This window comes from Streptosporangium longisporum (genome assembly GCF_039534895.1).
GTDB classification, from domain to species: domain Bacteria; phylum Actinomycetota; class Actinomycetes; order Streptosporangiales; family Streptosporangiaceae; genus Streptosporangium; species Streptosporangium longisporum.
Genome location: NZ_BAAAWD010000015.1, coordinates 502,123 through 520,574 on the forward strand (window position 1 = coordinate 502,123; position 18,452 = coordinate 520,574).

Genomic DNA, 18,452 nt, shown 5'->3' on the forward strand with positions numbered 1-18,452 from the left:
CGAGCCGGACGAGCCGGATGTGTCCAGACAGAACGGGCCAAGGCCGCGCAGAACACGGCTGACAAGGCGGGCGCCCGCCGGTAGCATGCGGCGACGTCGCGGCGGGCTCACGGTCGGTGATCCAGGGGACACGGATAACCGACATACATCACCCCATGCCATTCGTCATGTCAAACTTCCGTAACGGAATGACATCCCGCTATCGTGTCCACCCTCACGAAAAGGCTGGTTATGGGGAACGGGGTACTATGACCGATCGCTTGCTCGGGAGATCCCCCCACGGACCCGAGGGCGGCGGCTCCCCCGGAGCGGCGTCCGGGGGCCAGGGCAGGCTGGTGGGCAGGCGCTACCGCCTGGTGTCGCCGGTGGGCCGCGGCGGGATGGGCGTGGTGTGGCACGCGCACGACGTGCTGCTCGATCGGGACGTCGCCGTCAAGGAACTGATCCTCCCCTTCGGGCTGGACCACGCGGGCAAGCAGGTCGCGCACCGGCGGATGCTCCGCGAGGCCCGTTCGGCGGCCCGGCTCAGCCACCCCGGCATCGTCACCGTGCACGACGTCGTCGAGGAGGACGGCCGCCCCTGGATCGTGATGGAGCTGGTCCGCGCCTGGTCGCTGGAGCAGGCCGTACGGCAGAGCGGGCCGCTGCCGGTGATCCAGGCCGCCGAGATCGGCGTGCGGGTGCTCGACGCGCTCCGCCACGCCCACGCCGCCGGGATCATGCACCGCGACGTCAAGCCGGGCAACGTGCTGCTGACCTCCGACCGCGTGGTGCTCACCGACTTCGGCATCGCCGCGATCGAGGGCGACGTCGCCATCACCCAGACCGGCCTGATGATGGGCTCGCCCGCCTACGTCCCGCCGGAGCGGCTGTCGGGCCGGCCGATCACGCAGGCCTCCGACCTGTGGTCCTTCGGCGCCACGCTCTACGCGGCCGTCGAGGGCCGGCCCCCCTACGAGGGACCGGACGCCATGGCGGTGCTCGGCGCGATCCTCACCCAGGAGCCCGCCCGCCCCCGGCGGGCCGGTGCCCTGATCACCGTCATCGAGGGCCTGCTGCGCAAGGACCCCGACGAGCGGATGACCGCCGCGCAGGTCGCGGAGCTGCTGGAGCGGGTGCTGCGCAGCCACGGTTCCAGCACCACGCTCACGCCCAGCCCGGTGCCCTCGTCGGCGCCCTCGTCGATGCCGCTTCCCGGCGACTCCCTGCCGGTGCACCTGATGCCCCCGCTGGACGTGCCGCCGGGGCCGATGCCGTCCAGGATCATCGAGACGCCCTCCGGCCCGATCCGGGTGCCCTACGAGCAGGGCGCCGTCTCCTTCGGGACGCCCTCCTCGGACCCGCTCGCCGTCCCTCGGGCGGGTGACACCGGGTTCGTCAGCCTGTCCGGCGGCCACCTGCGCGGCTACGACGCGCTGCGCGCTCCGGCGACCGTGCCGGACGAGGGCCCGTCCGCGCCGTGGGCGTTCCCGGACGACCCGTTCGCCACGTCGTCCCCGTTCCCGAGCGACCCGTTCACCGCGTCGCCCGTGTTCCCCGGCGACCTGCACGGCGGCCCGTCCACCACCTCGGCGCGCGGTTTCGCGGACGGGCCCGGCCCGGCCGCGCCCGCTCGCGAGGGGTCGCGGCGGTCCGCCCCCGGCGTGCCGGAGGGCGGCCGGGCGGCGCGGTCCGCCCAGGACTCCCGGCCCACCTCACCGTTCCGCGGCGGCACCCGGGCGAGCGGACGGTCACCGGGGGGCGACGCCCGCTCCACCGGCGGCCCCGACCTGCGCCTGCTGATGCTCGGCGTGGGCGGCGTGCTGGCCATCGTGGTCGCCGGGCTGCTCGTCTTCCTGCCCGGGAACGACTCCGACGCCACCGGCACGGGGGCCGTCACGTCCGCCTCGGTCCCGGCCGTGCCCTCGCCCCTGCGGGCGGCCGCAAAGGTCCCCGGCGGGTTCGAGCGGCTGAGCGCGGGGGGCGTGTCCGGGGCGGTGCCCGAGGGCTGGACGGTCAGGACGGGCGGCGACGGAGCGGCCGTCTTCTCCGGGCCCAGGCGCGGCGGCCGGAGCATCACCGTCGCCGAGGTGCCGGTCGCCGACCCGGTGACCGCGCTCGGCCGGGCCAGCAGGAAGGACCTCGACGAGTACACCGAGGTCGGCGTGGCGGCGGTCGACTACCGCGGCTGGAAGGCCGCGGACTGGGAGTACACCTACGTCCGGCCCGACGGGGTCCCCATGCACGGGCTGACCCGCTACGTCGCGGTGGACGGCCGGACCGCCTACCAGATCACGTTCAGGGCGCAGGATCTGGACTGGGAGAAGAGCGCGGAGTCCCTGGAGACGTTCTTCGCCACCTTCACCCCGGCCGGCTGACCGTCCGAAAAGCCCTCGTGACGTGGTCGCGGGTGATGACAGACTTCACTCGTGATCACAAATGACGCAGACATCGACATATCCCCCGGCGACAGGGTGCGGGTCGCCTCCGTGCAGCGGCGGACGCTCGCGGTGCTGTCCGTCGGCCAGATCAGCGGCGGCATCGGCGTCGCCGTGGGGGCCACGTTCAGCTCGGTGACCGTGGAGAGGCTCTCCGGCTCCACGGAACTGAGCGGGCTGGCCGGCACCGCGACCGTGCTGGGCGCCGCGCTGCTGGCGCTGCCCACCGCCAGGTCGTCCGGGCGCGGGGGGCGGCGGGCCGGGCTCACCCTGGCCTACGGGTGTGCCCTGGCCGGCTGCCTGGTCTCGCTGCTCGCGGTGACCGTGCACTCGTGGCTCCTGCTGCTGGCCGGGCTGGTGCTGTTCGGCGCGGCCAGCGCGGCCAACCTGTCCTCCCGCTACTCCGCGACCGACCTGTCCCCGCCCGGGCACTCGGCCCGGCACCTGTCGCTGGTGGTCTGGGCCACCACCATCGGGGCGGTCACCGGCCCGAACTTCGCCGAACCGGTCGAGCGGTTGGGCGTCGAACTCGGCCTGGCCCCGGGCAGCGGCCCGTTCGCCCTGGCCCTGGTGAGCTTCGCGATCGCCCTCGGGGTCGTCCTCGCCGGGCTGCGCCCCGACCCGCTGCTCCTGGCGCGCTCGCTGGCCCGGCCGGCATCCTCTCGGACGGACGACGTCACCGAAGCGACCGCGGCCACCGGGGCCGCCGGATCCACCGGGGTCACCGGATCCGCCGGTGAGACCGGGGCCGCCGGTGAGAGCGGTGAGGCCGCCGCCGCGCCGGGAGCGTCCGGCCCCGCCGGCACCCGCACCTCCCCGCCGGAGCCCCCCGCCCGCACCGGGGGCACGTTCCGTACGGGATGGCGGGTGCTGCGCGAGACGCCCGCGGCCGTGCGCGCGCTGGCCGCGATCGCGGTCGGCCACACCGCCATGGTCTCGGTCATGTCCATGACCCCGGTCCACCTCGACCACGGCGGCGCGACGTACACGGTCATCGGTGTCGTGATCAGCCTGCACATCGCCGGGATGTACATGTTCTCCCCGGTGGTCGGCTGGCTGACCGACCGGGCCGGAAAGGTGGTGGTACTGGTGCTGGGCATGGGCCTGCTGCTGGCCTCCGTCGTCCTGGCCGGCAGGGCCGGGGCGCACGACGTCGGCCCGGTGACCGCGGGCCTGTTCCTGCTCGGCCTGGGCTGGTCCTGCACGCTGATCGCCGGCTCGGCGATGCTCAGCGAGTCGGTGACGCTGGAGCACCGCACGGCCGTGCAGGGCCTGTCCGACCTGCTGATGAACATCTGCGGCGCGACCGGGACCGTCCTGGCCGGGCTGATCGTCGGCGGCCTGTCGTACGGGGTGCTCGGCGCGGCCGTCGGGGTCATGGTGACGGTCACCGGCCTCTGGCTGGTCCTGCCCCTGCTGCGGACGGCGTCCCGCCCGGCCGGTCGCGTCCCCTAGGAAGGCCCGGGGAAAGGGCACCGGGCACGCGACAGTTCCCGGGCGTCCGGCGGGCCACACGGGAGAGGATCCGCCGGAACGCGACGGGCACGGGGCTCACGAGCACGGCTCACGGGCACGACTCACGGGCCACAGCTCATGGCCACAGCTCACGGGCACAGCTCACGGGCACGGCTCACTTGGCGTCGGCGTAGCAGCGCACCGCGACCGCCTGCATGGGGAAGCGCACCGGGGTCGCCCCGAACAGCAGCCGGGCCGCCTCCTCGGCGGCCCGGCCCACCGCCGCGATCACCTCGTCGGCCTGCTCCGCCGGGCAGTGCACCATGACCTCGTCGTGCTGGAAGAACACCAGCCGGGCCGGATCGGGCAGCAGGCCGCGCAGCACCGCCATCAGCACCAGCGCCCACTCGGCCGCGGTCGCCTGGACGACGAAGTTGCGGGTGAAGCGGCCCCGGTCGCGGGCCGCCCGGCCCCCCTCGGGACCGGAGACCAGCTCCCGCCAGCCCGACGAGGGCGGCGGCGAGGTGCGGCCCAGCCAGGAGCGGACCACCTTGCCCTCCTCCCCCTCGCGGGCCGCGTCCTCCACGAACCGGTAGGCCAGGGGGAAGCGCCTGCGCATCACGGCCAGCAGCTTGGGCGCGTCTCCGCTGGTGCCGCCGTACATCGCCGAGAGCATGGCGATCTTGGCGTTGTCCCGCTCGCCGCCGAACACCTGCGCCAGCGCCTGGTAGAGGTCGGTCTGCCCGGCCGCCCTGGCCAGGCCGCCGTCCCCGGCCATCGCGGCCAGCACCCGGGGCTCCAGCTGGGCCGCGTCGGCGACCACCAGCGTCCACCCGTCGTCGGCCACGATCACCTTGCGCATCAGCTTGTGGATCTGCAGGGCGCCGCCGCCGTTGGTGGCCCACCGGCCCGTCACCACGCCGCCGACCACGTACTCGGGGCGGAAGCGCCCGTCGCGGACCCACTGGTCGGCCCAGGCCCAGCCGTGGAAGCTGTAGAACCTGGCCATCTCCTTGTAGGCCAGCAGGGGCTCGACCCCGGGGTGGTCGGCCTGCCTGATGTCACGGGCCCGGGTGGAGGCGACGGGCACGCCCGCCGTCTTGAACGCCCGCAGGATCTGCTGCGGGGAGTCGGGGTTGAACGACGTGCCGAACGCGGCCGCCACCTCGTCCGCCAGGGCCTGCAGCCTGGCCGGTCGCATGCCGTGCACCGGGCGCGGGCCGAGCAGCCCGGTCAGCAGCTCGTCGTGCGCGTCCCGGCGCCAGGGGATGCCGTCGCGGGCCATCTCCGCGGCGATGAGCGCCCCGGCCGACTCGGCGGCGACCAGCAGCCGGAACCGGTGCGGGTCGGCGGTCCGCTCGACGCGGCGCAGCTGGTCGGCGTGGACCTCGGCGACCAGGTCCGCGTCCGGCTCCGGCGCCTCCTCGTCGAACAGGGTCGCCTGCCGCGCCTGGGGCCCGTGCGGGTCGTCCGGCACCGGCAGGCCGCGCAGCCGCGCGTACGCGGCCCTGGCCGACCGGGGCTCGCCGAAACGCCCCTCGTGGGCCAGGAGCAGGCCCTCGGTCAGCGCCAGGTCGTGGCAGCGCGCCGGCCGCACGCCCGCGGCGAGCAGCGACGGGTAGACCTCCCGGGTGTCGGCCCAGACCCAGCGCGGGCGCCGCTCCTCCAGCCGGCGCACCTCCGCGGCCAGGTCGGTCACGGCCCTGGCGGGCTCGCCGTCGGCGCGGAGCACTCCCCCGCCCCCGGCGGCGGGTGCGACCGACACGTTCATGCCCCAACAGTGCCACGCGGCCCCGACATTCTCGTTCAGACGAGCGGTATGGCGATCTCGTCCTCGAGCGGGGGCTCGACCTCCTGCGGCAGGCAGCCGGTCGCGGCGAAGCAGCGGATCCTCAGGGTCTCCGGCGTCACCGAGACGTGCAGGAAGCTCTTGAAGAACGGCGGGGTGTCCCAGTCCGACAGCTCCGACAGGTAGCGGTGGAAGGTCCTGCCCACCGGCAGCCGCAACGGCATCGGCCAGCCGCCGAGGATCCGGGCGGCCCACCGCATCCGGCGCGTGATCGGCACCGGCGGGATGTCGCGCACCGGGGTGTTGCCGATCCGCCGGGACATCAGCGCCGCGCTCTCGGCGGGCGTGAGGTAGAGCCAGCGCATGCGCAGCCGGTCGCTGTAGAGCCTGCTGTAGAACGACAGGGAGTCTCCGCGCAGCGGGTAGCAGCGGTAGTCGTCCTCGTGCAGGCCCGCGACGGTGACCCGGGGGATGGTGTGGGTGGCGTGCATGAACGCCCCCGACCCGCCCGCCACGATGTACTGGACGGTCCGCTCGCCCACCCTGATCGGGAAGCGCTGGTAGTTGTGCACGTCGCCGCCGATCGCCGCGACGTAGTTGTGCGCGGGGTCGGTGACGATGTCGTCGACGGTGCCGCCGCCGGCCAGCCGCGACGGCTTGTACTCGTTGCGGGTGTAGATGGGCTTGCCGGTGATGAGCACCTTGGGCCTGGGGTCGCGGGAGACCTCGCGCAGCCAGGCGGTCTGCTCGGCGTCGATGTCGCCGCGGATGCCGGTGTCCACGCCGACGAGGACCAGGCCCGGGGTCTCGATCGCCCAGTACGGCGCGGGCTGGACGGCCCGCTGGCCGGGCCCGGAGCGCCGCTCGCGCGCCCTGGCCAGCCGGGCCTCGTCGATCGGCTCCGGCCTGCTCCACAGCAGGCCGCGCAGTCCCGAGGGTGCGGGGCTGAACCCCTTCGGCGCGGGGGCGTCGCAGAAGACCCGCATGAAGCCGCCGAGCCCGTCGTACCAGTCGTGGTTGCCGGGGACGGCGTAGATCGGGGCGGGGTAGTCCTGGTACGGGCGGAAGAACTTGTCCTCGTACTCGTTGCCGGATCCGGTGGGGTAGACCACGTCGCTGGCGACCACCGCGAAGGCGGTCCCCTCGCCGATCCTCAGCATGCCCGGCACCACGGCGTACTGCGAGGAGTCGCCCTCCCCGGTGTCGCCGAGGAGCAGGAAGGAGAACTCCGGGCCGACGTCCACCGGGATGCGGAAGGAGGGGTCGACGCCCCGCTCGCGCTGCGCGGCCGTCCACTGGGCACGGACCTGCCCGGACGGGTCGCCGAACAGGGCCGCCAGCACCTCGTTCCTGGACCGCCAGATCGTGCGCAGGTTCAGCCAGGAGAAGGACTCCCTGCCGGGCAGCAGCTCCCTGAAGGTGCCGATCCGGGTACAGGACCAGCCCGCCCCCTCCTCCGACACCCGGGAGGAGACCTCACGCCCGCGTTCCGCCGCCCGCCCGACATCGACCATGACCATATCTTGGCAATGATCATACGAAGTCGCATCCGATCCGGGCGAAGGCGGCCGATCCGGGGGTGCCCGGACACCCTCTCTGGAATATGGTTCTCCCGTGTACGCCTACTGGGAGACCGTTCCGACCAGGTGGAAGGACAACGACGTCTACGGCCACGTCAACAACGCCGTCCACTACTCGATGATGGACACCGTGATCAACTCCTGGCTGATCAGGGCCGCCGGGCTGGACGTCCACGACGGTGACGTGATCGGCCTGTGCGTCGAGTCGCACTGCGTCTACCGCTCCTCGGTGTCCTTCCCCGAGCCCGTCCGGGTCGGGCTGCGCGTCGGGCACCTGGGCCGCTCCAGCGTCCGGTACGAGCTGGGGCTCTTCCGCGAGGACGGCGAGACGGTCGTGGCGGAGGGCCACTTCGTCCACGTGTTCGTCGACCGGGGGACCCGGCGCCCGGCGGAGATTCCCGGGCCGCTCCGGAAGGCCATGGAGGAGCTCGCGGTCACCGGGTGACCTCCCCCGGGCCCCTGCCGCCGGATCCCGCTCCCCCGGACCCCTGCCGCCGGATCTCCGCGCGGGCCCGGGGATCCGGGTGGCCCTGGGCGGACCGGGACGGGTCTCAGTCCCCGGAACCCCCGGCCGCCAGCAGGACCCCGGGGTTGAGGACGCCCTCCGGGTCGAGCCGGTCCTTGATCCCGCGCAGGATCTCCACGCCCAGCTCGCCGATCTCGGCCGCGTGGGCCTCCCGGTGGTCGCGGCCGACGCCGTGGTGGTGCGAGATCGTGCCGCCCGCCCGGACGATCGCCTCGCCGACCGCCCGCTTGGCCGACTCCCACTGCCCGAGCGGGTCGCCGGTCTGCGCGGTGACGACCGTGAAGTACAGGCTGGCGCCGGTGGCGTAGACGTGCGAGATGTGGCACATGACCAGCGGTGAGCCGAGCGAGCCGGCCAGCGAGAGCCGTACGGCGTCGTACAGGCGGGGCAGGTTCGACCAGAAGCCCGCCGTCTCCAGCGTCTCGACGGTCGCCCCGGCGGCGAGCAGCGCGTCGCGCAGGTAAGGCGCGGAGTAGCGCCCGTGCTCCCACGCCCGGCCGGGGTCCGTGCCCAGTGGGACGCCGCCGAGCCCGGAAAGCACGGCCGCGGTCCGCTCGCGCCGGGCGGCCACCTCGGCCGCGGTGCCCTCGTGGCCGGTGACGGCCAGGCAGCCCGTCCCGGCCGACGGCGCGCCGATCTCCGCGGGCCGGGCCAGGCCGATCATCGTCTCGGTCTCGTCGGACAGGCGCAGCACGGTGGGTGCGGCGTCCCGCTGGACCAGGGCCCGCAGCGCGGCCGAGCCCTCGGCGAACGACGCGAACCGCCACCCCTCGTAGACGCGCTCGGCGGGGACGGGCCGGACCCGCAGCCGCAGCGAGGTGATCACGCCGAAGGCCCCCTCGGAGCCGAGCATCACCTGGCGCAGGTCGGGACCCGCGGCCGACCGGGGTGCCCGGCCGAGGTCGAGGGTGCCGCGCGGGGTGGCCACGGTCATGCCGACCACCATGTCGTCGAAGCGCCCGTACCCGGCCGAGGCCTGGCCGCTGGAGCGGGCGGCGGCGAAGCCACCGAGCGTGGCGTACTCGAACGACTGGGGGAAGTGCCCCAGCGTGAGGCCGTGCGCGGCCAGCAGCCGTTCGGCCTCGGGGGCGCGCAGTCCCGGCTCCAGCTCGGCGACCATCGACTCGGCGTCCACCGCGACCAGCCGGTCGAGCCGGGCCAGATCCAGCGCGACGACCCCGGCGAAGCCCCGCCGGGAGGCGACCAGGCCGCCGACCACGGAGGTGCCGCCGCCGAAGGGGACCACCGCGACCCGGTGCGCGGCGCACGCGGCCAGCACGGCCAGCACCTCGTCGTGACAGGAGGGCAGCACGACCGCGTCGGGGGCGTCGGAGCCGTCCCCGGCCCGCATCCGCAGCAGGTCGGGGGTGGACTTGCCACGGGTGTGCCGGACGCGGGCGTCGTGGTCGAGGCGCACGTGATCGGCTCCGACCAGGGAGCGCAGCTCGGCCAGGACCGGCTCGGGCAGCGCGGCGGGCGGCAGCCGCACCTCGTCCATGCCCGCGGCCCCGACCCGGGGCGGCCGCACCCCGAGCAGGTCGCCGAGCAGGCCCCGGACCGCCTCGGGCAGGTCGACGGCCTTGGCGGGGTCGCCCCAGCCGGACCAGAGCATGGGATCCGCGTTCCCTGTTCGATGTTCCACGTCTACACTGTGACATATGACGTCCATCCGTCACAACACAGGCGTCCCCGGGGGCGACCAGGTCCTCGACGCGGCCCGCGAGGTGATCCTCGCGGTCGGGGTGCGGCGCACCACGCTCACCGACGTGGCCCGGCGGGCCGGGCTCTCCCGGATGACGATCTACCGCCGCTGGCCCGACGTGCGCGGCCTCGTCGCCGACCTGATGACCCGCGAGTGGGTGCGCGTCGCGGACAGGTTCGCCACCGAGGACCCGGTCACCGCGGCGGTGGCGACGGTACGGGCGCTGCGCGTCCACCCGCTCTGGCGGAAGATCGTCGAGGTGGACCCGGAACTGCTCCTGCCCTACCTGCTGCGCCGCCGGGGCGCCAGCCACGAGGCCATGCTCGCCCTGGTCGAGTCGGCGATCGTCCGGGGCCAGGGGCTCGGCACCGTGCGCGCGGGCGAGCCGGCCGGGCTGTCGGCCGCGGTGCTGCTGACCGCGCAGTCGTTCCTGCTCTCCGGCGCCACCATGCTCGGCCCGCTCACCGAGGACGACCTCGACGCCGAGCTGGCCACCCTCCTGGAAAGGTACCTGCGACCGTGAACTCCTCCCTGAACGCCGCCCGCCGGGCCCGCGAGCTCGCCGAGATGCCCGGCCTCGTGGTGGACGTGCTGGTGGTGGGTCTGGGGGCCACCGGCGCGGGCGTGGCGCTGGACGCCGCCTCCCGTGGCCTGTCGGTCGCCGCGATCGACGCGCACGACCTGGCGTTCGGCACCTCCCGGTGGAGCTCCAAGATGATCCACGGCGGGCTGCGCTACCTGGCCAGGGGGCAGGTCGGGGTGGCGTACGAGAGCGCGGTGGAGCGCGGCCTGCTGCTCGGGCGGATCGCCCCGCACCTGGTGCGGGCGCAGCCCTACCTGCTGCCGCTGGTCCCGGAGGTCTCCCGGCGGCAGGCGGCGCTGGTCATGACCGGCTACCGGCTCGGCGACGGCCTGCGGGCCGCGGCGCGTACCCCCCGCAGCCTGCTTCCCGGCCCCTGCCGGATCTCCTCCGGGCGGGCGCGCGCCCTCGCCCCGCCGCTGGGCCCGGCCGGGCTGCGCGGCGCCCTGCTGTCCTGGGACGGCCGGCTGCTGGACGACGCCCGGCTGGTGCTCGCCGTGGCCAGGACGGCCGCAGCCCACGGGGCCAGGGTGCTGACCCGCTGCCGGGCGCTGGAGGTCTCCGGCGACGGGGCTCTGGTCCGCGACGAGCTCACCGGGGAGACCCTGACCGTCCGGGCCAGGGCCGTGATCAACGCGGCCGGGGTCTGGGCCGCCGGGCTGCACCCCGGCCTGCGGATGCGCCCCTCGCGCGGTACCCACCTGGTGCTGCGTCCCGGGACGCTGCCCGGCCTGGTCGCGGGGCTGCACGTGCCGATCCCGGGTGAGAGCGACCGGTTCGCGCTGGTCCTGCCCCAGGCCGACGGGCGGGTCCTGGTCGGCCTCACCGACGAGCCGGTGGACGGCCCCGTCCCGGACGTCCCGCAGGCTCCGGAGGAGGACGTCGTCCTCCTGCTGTCGGTGCTCAACTCCGTGCTGGAGGAGCCGGTGCGGCGCGAGGAGGTGGCCGGTGCCCACGCGGGGCTGCGCCCGCTGCTGGACGGTGAGGGCCGTACCGCCGACCTGTCCAGGCGGCACGCGCTGCTGACCACCCGCGACGGGATGGTGACGGTGGTGGGCGGCAAGCTGACCACGTACCGGCGGATGGCCGAGGACGCGGTCGACCTGGCCGTCTCCTCGGGCCGGATCACCGCGGGCCCGAGCCGTACCGCGGCGCTGCCCCTCGTCGGCGCGATCCCGCCCGGCGGACGGGGCGGCGGGCACGACGACGGGCACGTCGGTGAGCGTGGCGGCGGGGACGGCCGGCGCGGTCCCGGTCGTCCCGGCCGGGCCGGGGCCTCCGCGGCGGGACGGCACGGCGGGGTCGCCGACCGGCTGGTGGAGCGCTACGGCGGCGAGGCGGGCGCGGTACGGGCTTTGATGGAGCGGGAGCCCCGGCTGGCCGAGGCCGGGCCGACCGGGGTGACCGGGGCCGAGCTGGTCTGGGCGGTCAGGCACGAGGGCGCCCTGGACGTGGACGACCTGCTCGACCGCAGGACCCGGATCGGCCTGATCCCGGCCGACCGCGAGGCCGCGCTCCCCATGGCGCGGGCGGCGCTGGCCGACCCGCTCCCGACGGGCCCCGCCGAGACCTGAGACCGGCCGCTCCCACCGGGCCGGGCCGAAGCCTGAGACCGGCCGCTCGCACCGGGCCGGGCCGAGGCCTGAGGCCGACCGGGACGCGCGGCCGACCGGTTCCTTCCGGATCCGCCGGGTCCGGTGCGACGGCCTCGCGCCGGGCCCGGTGCGAGGCCGTGGACGCCCGGCCTGAAATTTTCACGGTCCGGCGGGACGTCGGCACAGCTCGCCACCCCCCGGCCCGCCCCGTGCTTGACCCCCGCCCGAGGGCCTGACCACACTCCGCCGGAGCATCACCCCACGGTGACCGCGCGAGTGATCCGCCTCTCCACCACGGTGGCGCGTCGCGCCGCACGACGGAATGTTAGCGCTATCACGTCAGGATTCGTCCTGACGTCCACACCGGAGACCGGCACCGGCCGGCAGGGAGCGAAACGGTGCGGACAGGCACCGACGGCCAGAAGGAGAAGGCATGACGCACGATCACAGCGAGCCCGTGAGCGACGAGCGAGGACCGTTGAACCGCAGAGCCGTCCTGACGACGATGGGGGCCCTGCCGATCCTCGTGGCCGCGACCTCGATCCTGGGCGCCACGGAGGCCGCGGCCGCCACGGCGGTCATCGATCCGGCGGCGCAGCGGCAGACGATCCGGGGCTTCGGCGGCATGGCCTTCGCCTCCTGGATCGGCGACCTGACGGCCGCACAGCGGGAGACGGCGTTCGGCACCGGCGAGGGGAGGCTGGGATTCTCCGTGCTGAGGATCCCCGTCCCCGAGAACCAGGCGGACTGGGGCCGTGACGTGGCGACGGCCAGACGCGCGGCCGAACTCGGGGCGATCGTCTTCGCCTCGCCGTGGAACCCTCCCGCGAGCATGGTGGAGACCTTCACCCGCGGCGGCCAGACCAACGCGAAGCGCCTGCGGTACAGCGCGTACGGCGCCTACGCCCAGCACCTGAACGACTTCACCACGTACATGCGGAACAACGGGGTGAACCTGTACGCCATATCCGTGCAGAACGAGCCCGACTACGCGCACGAGTGGACCTGGTGGACCCCCGCCGAGATCCTCCGGTTCCTGCGCGAGAACGCCGGCTCGATCAGCACCAGGGTCATCGCGCCGGAGTCCTTCCAGTACCTGAAGAACATATCGGACCCCATCCTCAACGACCCGGTGGCGCTGGCCAACGTGGACATCATCGGGGCCCACCTCTACGGCACGCCCTTCTCGAACTTCCCCTACCCCCTCTTCAAGCAGAAGGGCGCGGGCAAAGAGCTCTGGATGACCGAGGTCTACCACCCCAACAGCAGCGATTCGGCGGACCTGTGGCCCCAGGCGCTCGACGTGGGCGAGCACATCCACCGCGCCATGGTGGACGCCGAGTTCCAGACGTACGTCTGGTGGTACATCCGGCGCGGCTACGGCCCCATGCGGGAGGACGGCCAGATCAGCAAGCGCGGCGCCATGATGGCGCACTTCGCCAGGTTCGTCCGGCCCGGGTACGTGCGGATCGACGCCACGGCGAACCCGGCGCCGAACGTCTACGTCTCGGCGTACAGGGGCGGTGACTCCAAGGTCGTCATCGTCGCCGTCAACAAGGGGACCTCCGCGGTGAGCCAGCAGTTCAGCCTGGCGAGCGGCGGCGTGTCCGGCGCCTCGTCCTGGCTGACCGACGCGAGCAGGAACGTCGCCCCCCAGGGAGCGGTGAACGTCTCGAACGGCTCCCTGGTCGTCACGCTCCCCGCCCGGAGCGTGACGACCTTCGTGGCCGAGGTGGGCGGCACCCCGACGCCCACCCCGACGCCCACCCCCACCCCCACGCCCACCCCGACCCCCGGCACGGGACCCCGGGTCGCCTACACGACGAGCTCCTGGAACAACGGCTTCACCGCCACCATCGGCATCACCAACACCGGGACCTCGACGATCAACGGCTGGACGCTGGTCTTCACCCTGCCCTCCGGCCAGGCCGTCACCTCGGGCTGGAACGCCGTCTACACGTCCTCCGGCGGCCAGGTGAGCGCCCGCAACGCCGCCCACAACGGCACGCTCGCCCCCGGGGCCACCGTCGAGATCGGCTTCCAGGCCACCCACACCGGCAACACCGCCGAACCGGCCGCCTTCACCCTCAACGGCGTCCCCTGCACCGTGGTCTGACCGGCGGGTGACCGGGCCCGCCGGGACACCCGGGCCGTCCGCCGCACCGGCGGCGGCCCGGGTACGCCCATGACGAATCCCCGCCGAGGGCATGGCAGGGATGATCACGGGCATAGGGGGCGGCGGGTCCGGAAGGGCGGGTCCGGGACGGTGCTCACCCCGGCCGTCCGTGGCGTCCACGACCGGGCGCCCCGGAGGCGGGCGCCCGCCTTTACCGGCCTATCATCGTTTCCCTCTCCATGACCCTGATAGAAGCGTTAGGTTAGTCTTACCTAAGTCAGGGAGGAGAGGGTGTGGGCGTGAGCAACGGCACGGACAGCGTGGACAGCGCGGGTAAGGCGTACAAGGCGTGCCCGCACCCTCCCGGCTGTCACACCGGCCAGGTGCCCGTCCTCGCCAGCGCCACGGTCGGGGCCCGCTTCTGGCTGCTCATCGAGCACCCCGGCCCCTGGGCCGACCGCCTGGAGAACACCAGCCTCCCCGAGGACATTCACACCCTCCTCAAACGGGCCGGCCGCCTCGGCGTGCGGACCCAGCTCATCCGCCGTCCCGGGCGCAGAAACCCCGTGGAAACCGGCATTCACGTCATGGTCGCGGACTCCACCGCCGCCGAGCCCTGGCTCGCCGAGGGCATCATCGCAGGTCCGGACGATCTTGCCCTTGACAAGCTGGTGGCCGGAGTGGTCCCGCCGTCCTGCATACTTGTGAGTGAGCCGGTATTTCTGGTCTGCACGCATGCCAAGCGCAACGCGTGCTGCGCCCGCATTGGACTTCCCCTCGCTCGGTCCTTGGCAAAAAATTTGCCGGACACAGTATGGGAAACATCACATGTTGGCGGCGATCTCTACGCCGCCAACCTCGTGTGCTTGCCACACGGCCTCTACTACGGCAGCATGTCTCAGGCTGCTGCGATCGCGGCAGCCGACGCGTACCGGTCCGGCGAGGTCATCCTCGACCGTTTCCGGGGGCGCGCGGGCATCCCTGAGCCACTGCAGGCCGCCGAGCATTTCGTTCGCGTCCATACGGGCGAACTGTCGGTCGGCGGAGTGGCCGTGGAATCCTCAAGGTCGGACGGCGCCGTCACCGAGGCAGTTGTGCGCGGTAGTGGCGTTCGTTTTCGGGTAGTGGTTGAACCCATGACGCTGACAACGCCATGTGGTACGGCTTGTGCCGACACGATCACTACCTATCGGCTGGTCACACTGGACAGGGTAACCCCTGTGCTGTATGCCACGTCCGCTCTCACTTGACCTGAGGGAACATCACGGCCGATCCAGGCGTTGGATCCAGGGACGTCACAAGCGTCCTATGCGGCATAAACCCGAAATACCTCTCACTATAAGGTGGTTTTCTCATGTCTCAGGTACGTCGGCAGACCGCCCGGCCTCGGCCCAGCTGGGGCTGGCAGGATGACGCCGCGTGCCGGGGCGAGGACCTCGTGCTCTTCTTCGGTCCCGACGGTGAGCGTCAGCCCGAGCGTGACATCCGTGAGCGTAAGGCCAAGGCCATCTGCGCCCAGTGCCCCGTTCGCGCCGAGTGCCTGGACTACGCGCTCTCCCGTCCGGAGAAGTACGGCACCTGGGGCGGCCTGAACGAGGACGAGCGCGCCTCCGAGCGTCGTCGTCGCATGCGCCGCGCGGCCAGCGCCGGCATCAGTGCCGTCGCCTGAGCAGCCCCTCCACCCGGCTTCCCCCATACGTGTGATCTCGCTCATCCCCTGCGAGATCACACGTTGTCATGTCGGGCCCCGCGCGTGCGGCGCACCCGGAACGGGCGGCCGCACGGCGGGGGCGTCCCATGCTCTCAGGGCCTGTTCCGGCCCGTCTTGCGCATCTCCTTGGTGATGCTCTTCCACCTGCCCTGGATCTCCTTGCGGAGCCGGGCGTCGCTCCGGGACGCCATCCAGGCCGCCTCCCGCTGAAGCTTGTTCCAGCTCTCCAGCCGCCGCTCCGGCAGCGTGCCGTCCTCGATCGCGGCGAGCACGGCGCAGCCCGGCTCGGTGTCGTGGCGGCAGTCGCCGAAGCGGCACCGCCCGGCGAGTTCCTCCAGGTCCGAGAAGACCATGTCCACCCCCTCGCCCATGTCGTACAGGCCGATGCGGCGGATGCCGGGGGTGTCGATGATGAGCCCGCCCCTGGCGAGCGGGATGAGCTCGCGGTGCACGGTGGTGTGGCGGCCCCGGCCGTCCCCGGCCCTGACCTGCTGGGTCTCCATGACGTCCTCCCCGGCGAGGGCGTTGACCAGCGTCGACTTCCCCGCGCCCGAGGCGCCGAGCACCACCGCGGTACGGGTGCCCTCCAGGTAGGAGCGGACGATCTCGACGCCCTCGCCGCTGACCGAGCAGACCGGGTGCACGTCCACCCCCGGTGCGGCGGTGGCGACCTCGTCGAGCAGGAACTCCAGCCCCTCGCCGATCAGGTCGGACTTGGTGACGAGCACCACGGGACGGGCCCCGCTCTCCCAGGCGAGCGCGAGCAGCCGCTCGATCCTGCTCAGGTCGGCGGTGTCGGTGGCGTGCAGGGCGGGCTCGGCGACGAAGACGACGTCGACGTTGGCGGCGAGCACCTGGCCCTGGGAGTCGCCGGAGAGCCCGCCCCGGGAGAGCCGGGAGACCCCTCCGCGGACGAAGGCGGTACGCCGGGGCAGGAGCTCCTCCAGCTCGAACCGGCCCTCGGCGAGCCGGCGGAGTCCCACCCAGTCGCCGACGCAGGGCAGCGCCACCGGGTCGGCGGCGGCGGCCCGGCGCACCCGGGCGCCGTAGTCGGCCCGGAGATGGCCGGAGGCGGACATCACTTCGGCGGCGCCGCGGTCGACGCGGGAGACCCGGGCAGGGATCAGCCCGTCGGGGAGCTCGGCGGCCAGGGAGTCGTCCCAGCCGAGCGCGGCGAGGGTGAACGGTGCGGACGGCGAGGAGCCGGATGACGAAGACGATGATGAAGACGAGGACAACGTGGTCACTACCTTCGGGAAAGGCGGGTGCCCCGTCGTGAGATCGATCAGGCGGGCACCCGGAGGTTGATGGACGGCAGGCTCGTCAGAAAGACCCGCATGGTCCTCACCCCCCGTCGGCCTCGCGGCCGTCCCCCGTGGGACGGCGTCTTCGGGAGAAGCCTAGCGCAACGCCTCCCCGGGGAGGCAACCACAATTTGCCGGCGTGCCACGAGCCGCCACGACCCCGCGGGCGGCCCGTGGCGCGCGCCGGGGCCCGGGACGCGGGGCCTCGGGACCGCCAGGCCCGGACAACTCCAGAGCCCGGACGCGGAGCCTCCGGACACGACGGAACCCTGGACAAGAGCCTCCCGGACACGACGGAACCCCGGGCACGGAGTCCATCGAACACGGACCCCTCGGACGTACCGGCCCGGACACGACGGAGCCCCGGGACGCCGTCGCGTCCCGGGGCTCCGTCACGCCTGCTACAGCCCGGGGGCCGGGAAGTGGGAGGTGAGCTCCCTGACCTCGCCGTGCACGCGGGTGATGACGTGCGCGGCCTCGTCCTCGTCCTTGGCCAGCGCGGTCACGACCTGGTCGATCCAGGCGCCGATCTGCCGCATCTCGGTCACGCCCATGCCGCGGCTGGTCACGCCCGCGGTACCGATCCTGATGCCGGACGGGTCGAACGGCTTGCGCGGGTCGAACGGCACGCTGTTGTAGTTGGTCTCCAGCCCGGCCTTGTCCAGGGCCTGCGCGGCGGGCTTGCCGCCGATGCCCTTGGGGGTCAGGTCGAACAGGATGAGGTGGTTGTCGGTGCCGCCGGAGACCAGGTCGAAGCCCCGGCCGAGCAGCTCCTCGGCCAGCGCCTGGGCGTTCAGCACGACCTGGCGGGCGTAGTCCTTGAAGTCGTCGGTCGACGCCTCCTTGAGCGCCACCGCGATGGCCGCGGTGGTGTGGTTGTGCGGGCCGCCCTGCAGGCCCGGGAAGACCGCCTTGTTCAGGGCCGTGGCGTGCTCGTCGGAGGTGGCCATCAGCATGGCGCCCCGGGGACCGCGCAGGGTCTTGTGGGTGGTGGTGGAGATGACGTCCGCGTGGCCGACCGGCGACGGGTGGGCCCCGCCCGCGACCAGGCCGGCGATGTGCGCGATGTCGGCCGCGAGCACGGCCCCGACCTCGCGGGCGATCTCGGCGAAGGCCGGGAAGTCGATGGTGCGCGGGACCGCGGTGCCGCCGCAGAAGATCAGCTTGGGCCGCTCGCGCAGGGCGATCTCCCGCACCTCGTCCATGTCGACGCGGCCGGTGTCGCGCCGCACCCCGTAGCGGACCGGGTTGAACCACTTGCCGGTGGCCGAGACCGACCAGCCGTGGGTCAGGTGGCCGCCGAACGGCAGGCCCATGCCCATCACGGTCTCACCGGGCTTCAGGAAGGCCAGGTAGATCGCCAGGTTGGCGGGCGAGCCCGAGTAGGGCTGGACGTTGGCGTGGTTGACCCCGAACAGGGCCTTGGCCCTGTCGACGGCCAGGGTCTCGATCTGGTCGATCACCTGCTGGCCCTCGTAGTACCGCTTGCCGGCGTACCCCTCGGAGTACTTGTTGGTGAGAACGGTGCCGGTGGCCTCGAGGACGGCCCTGGAGACGTAGTTCTCCGAGGCGATCAGCTTGACGGTGTCGGCCTGCCGCCGCTCCTCGGCTTGGACGAGTTCGGCGATCTGCGGATCCACGCTGGAAAGAGCGCTCATGCGCCTTCACTCCCCTGTC

General features: G+C 73.4%; 13 protein-coding genes. 8 read left to right on the forward strand and 5 right to left on the reverse strand.

Annotated features, from left to right (window positions below; translation table 11 throughout):
• The first annotated feature begins 248 nt into the window (after positions 1–248).
• Positions 249–2,357: a serine/threonine-protein kinase gene (locus ABD832_RS28620; protein ID WP_344900880.1), complete on the forward strand. Its 2,109-nt coding sequence runs from the start codon at positions 249–251 to the stop codon at positions 2,355–2,357.
• Between the two features lie 51 nt (positions 2,358–2,408).
• On the forward strand, positions 2,409–3,872 hold the full coding sequence (locus tag ABD832_RS28625; protein ID WP_344900882.1) for an MFS transporter: 1,464 nt from the start codon (positions 2,409–2,411) through the stop codon (positions 3,870–3,872).
• 175 nt (positions 3,873–4,047) lie between these two features.
• Here ABD832_RS28625 and ABD832_RS28630 read toward each other — a convergent pair whose 3' ends face one another.
• Positions 4,048–5,643, reverse strand: a complete 1,596-nt coding sequence (locus ABD832_RS28630; RefSeq protein ID WP_344900884.1) for a bifunctional 3'-5' exonuclease/DNA polymerase — start codon at positions 5,641–5,643, stop codon at positions 4,048–4,050.
• 35 nt (positions 5,644–5,678) lie between these two features.
• Positions 5,679–7,175, reverse strand: coding sequence for a metallophosphoesterase family protein (locus ABD832_RS28635; RefSeq protein ID WP_344900886.1), 1,497 nt, complete (start codon positions 7,173–7,175; stop codon positions 5,679–5,681).
• A gap of 100 nt (positions 7,176–7,275) precedes the next feature.
• Here ABD832_RS28635 and ABD832_RS28640 point away from each other — a divergent pair, with 100 nt between their 5' ends.
• On the forward strand, positions 7,276–7,686 hold the full coding sequence (locus ABD832_RS28640) for an acyl-CoA thioesterase (protein WP_344900888.1): 411 nt from the start codon (positions 7,276–7,278) through the stop codon (positions 7,684–7,686).
• 106 nt (positions 7,687–7,792) lie between these two features.
• Here ABD832_RS28640 and ABD832_RS28645 read toward each other — a convergent pair whose 3' ends face one another.
• The gene (locus ABD832_RS28645; protein ID WP_344901782.1) at positions 7,793–9,379 is read right to left on the reverse strand and encodes an FAD-binding oxidoreductase; all 1,587 of its coding nucleotides are present in this window, start codon (positions 9,377–9,379) and stop codon (positions 7,793–7,795) included.
• Between the two features lie 46 nt (positions 9,380–9,425).
• On the opposite strand from ABD832_RS28645, the gene ABD832_RS28650 reads away from it, so the two are divergent.
• The 5 genes from ABD832_RS28650 (at position 9,426) to ABD832_RS28670 (ending at position 15,429) form a co-directional block, all read left to right on the forward strand.
• A complete protein-coding gene (locus ABD832_RS28650; protein WP_344900890.1) occupies positions 9,426–9,992 on the forward strand; it encodes a TetR/AcrR family transcriptional regulator in 567 nt (188 codons plus the stop codon).
• Between the two features lie 44 nt (positions 9,993–10,036).
• Entirely contained in the window at positions 10,037–11,623 is a 1,587-nt protein-coding gene (locus tag ABD832_RS28655; RefSeq protein WP_344901785.1) for a glycerol-3-phosphate dehydrogenase/oxidase, read from the forward strand.
• Between the two features lie 454 nt (positions 11,624–12,077).
• Positions 12,078–13,760, forward strand: coding sequence for a glucuronoarabinoxylan endo-1,4-beta-xylanase XynC (gene xynC, locus ABD832_RS28660; RefSeq protein ID WP_344900892.1), 1,683 nt, complete (start codon positions 12,078–12,080; stop codon positions 13,758–13,760).
• Positions 13,761–14,059: 299 nt separating this feature from the next.
• Positions 14,060–15,010 (forward strand): ferredoxin family protein, encoded by a 951-nt coding sequence (locus ABD832_RS28665; RefSeq protein ID WP_344900895.1) that lies wholly within the window; start codon positions 14,060–14,062, stop codon positions 15,008–15,010.
• A 104-nt stretch (positions 15,011–15,114) separates the two neighbouring features.
• Entirely contained in the window at positions 15,115–15,429 is a 315-nt protein-coding gene (locus tag ABD832_RS28670) for a WhiB family transcriptional regulator (protein WP_012893126.1), read from the forward strand.
• A 134-nt stretch (positions 15,430–15,563) separates the two neighbouring features.
• Here ABD832_RS28670 and rsgA read toward each other — a convergent pair whose 3' ends face one another.
• Both rsgA and glyA read right to left on the reverse strand, forming a co-directional pair.
• Positions 15,564–16,718 (reverse strand): ribosome small subunit-dependent GTPase A, encoded by a 1,155-nt coding sequence (gene rsgA / locus ABD832_RS28675; protein WP_344900899.1) that lies wholly within the window; start codon positions 16,716–16,718, stop codon positions 15,564–15,566.
• Between the two features lie 458 nt (positions 16,719–17,176).
• The gene (gene glyA / locus ABD832_RS28680) at positions 17,177–18,433 is read right to left on the reverse strand and encodes a serine hydroxymethyltransferase (protein WP_344900902.1); all 1,257 of its coding nucleotides are present in this window, start codon (positions 18,431–18,433) and stop codon (positions 17,177–17,179) included.
• Positions 18,434–18,452: the final 19 nt, after the last annotated feature.

Bases quoted from the DNA above. Each gene is read 5' to 3' on its own strand.
- ABD832_RS28645 (WP_344901782.1), bottom strand. From the start codon at position 9,379: ATGCTCTGGTCCGGCTGGGGCGACCCCGCCAAGGCCGTCGACCTGCCC.
- ABD832_RS28655 (WP_344901785.1), top strand. From the start codon at position 10,037: ATGCCCGGCCTCGTGGTGGACGTGCTGGTGGTGGGTCTGGGGGCCACC.
- ABD832_RS28650 (WP_344900890.1), top strand. From the start codon at position 9,426: ATGACGTCCATCCGTCACAACACAGGCGTCCCCGGGGGCGACCAGGTC.
- ABD832_RS28630 (WP_344900884.1), bottom strand. From the start codon at position 5,643: ATGAACGTGTCGGTCGCACCCGCCGCCGGGGGCGGGGGAGTGCTCCGC.
- xynC (WP_344900892.1), top strand. From the start codon at position 12,078: ATGACGCACGATCACAGCGAGCCCGTGAGCGACGAGCGAGGACCGTTG.
- ABD832_RS28670 (WP_012893126.1), top strand. From the start codon at position 15,115: ATGTCTCAGGTACGTCGGCAGACCGCCCGGCCTCGGCCCAGCTGGGGC.
- glyA (WP_344900902.1), bottom strand. From the start codon at position 18,433: ATGAGCGCTCTTTCCAGCGTGGATCCGCAGATCGCCGAACTCGTCCAA.
- ABD832_RS28635 (WP_344900886.1), bottom strand. From the start codon at position 7,175: ATGGTCGATGTCGGGCGGGCGGCGGAACGCGGGCGTGAGGTCTCCTCC.
- ABD832_RS28620 (WP_344900880.1), top strand. From the start codon at position 249: ATGACCGATCGCTTGCTCGGGAGATCCCCCCACGGACCCGAGGGCGGC.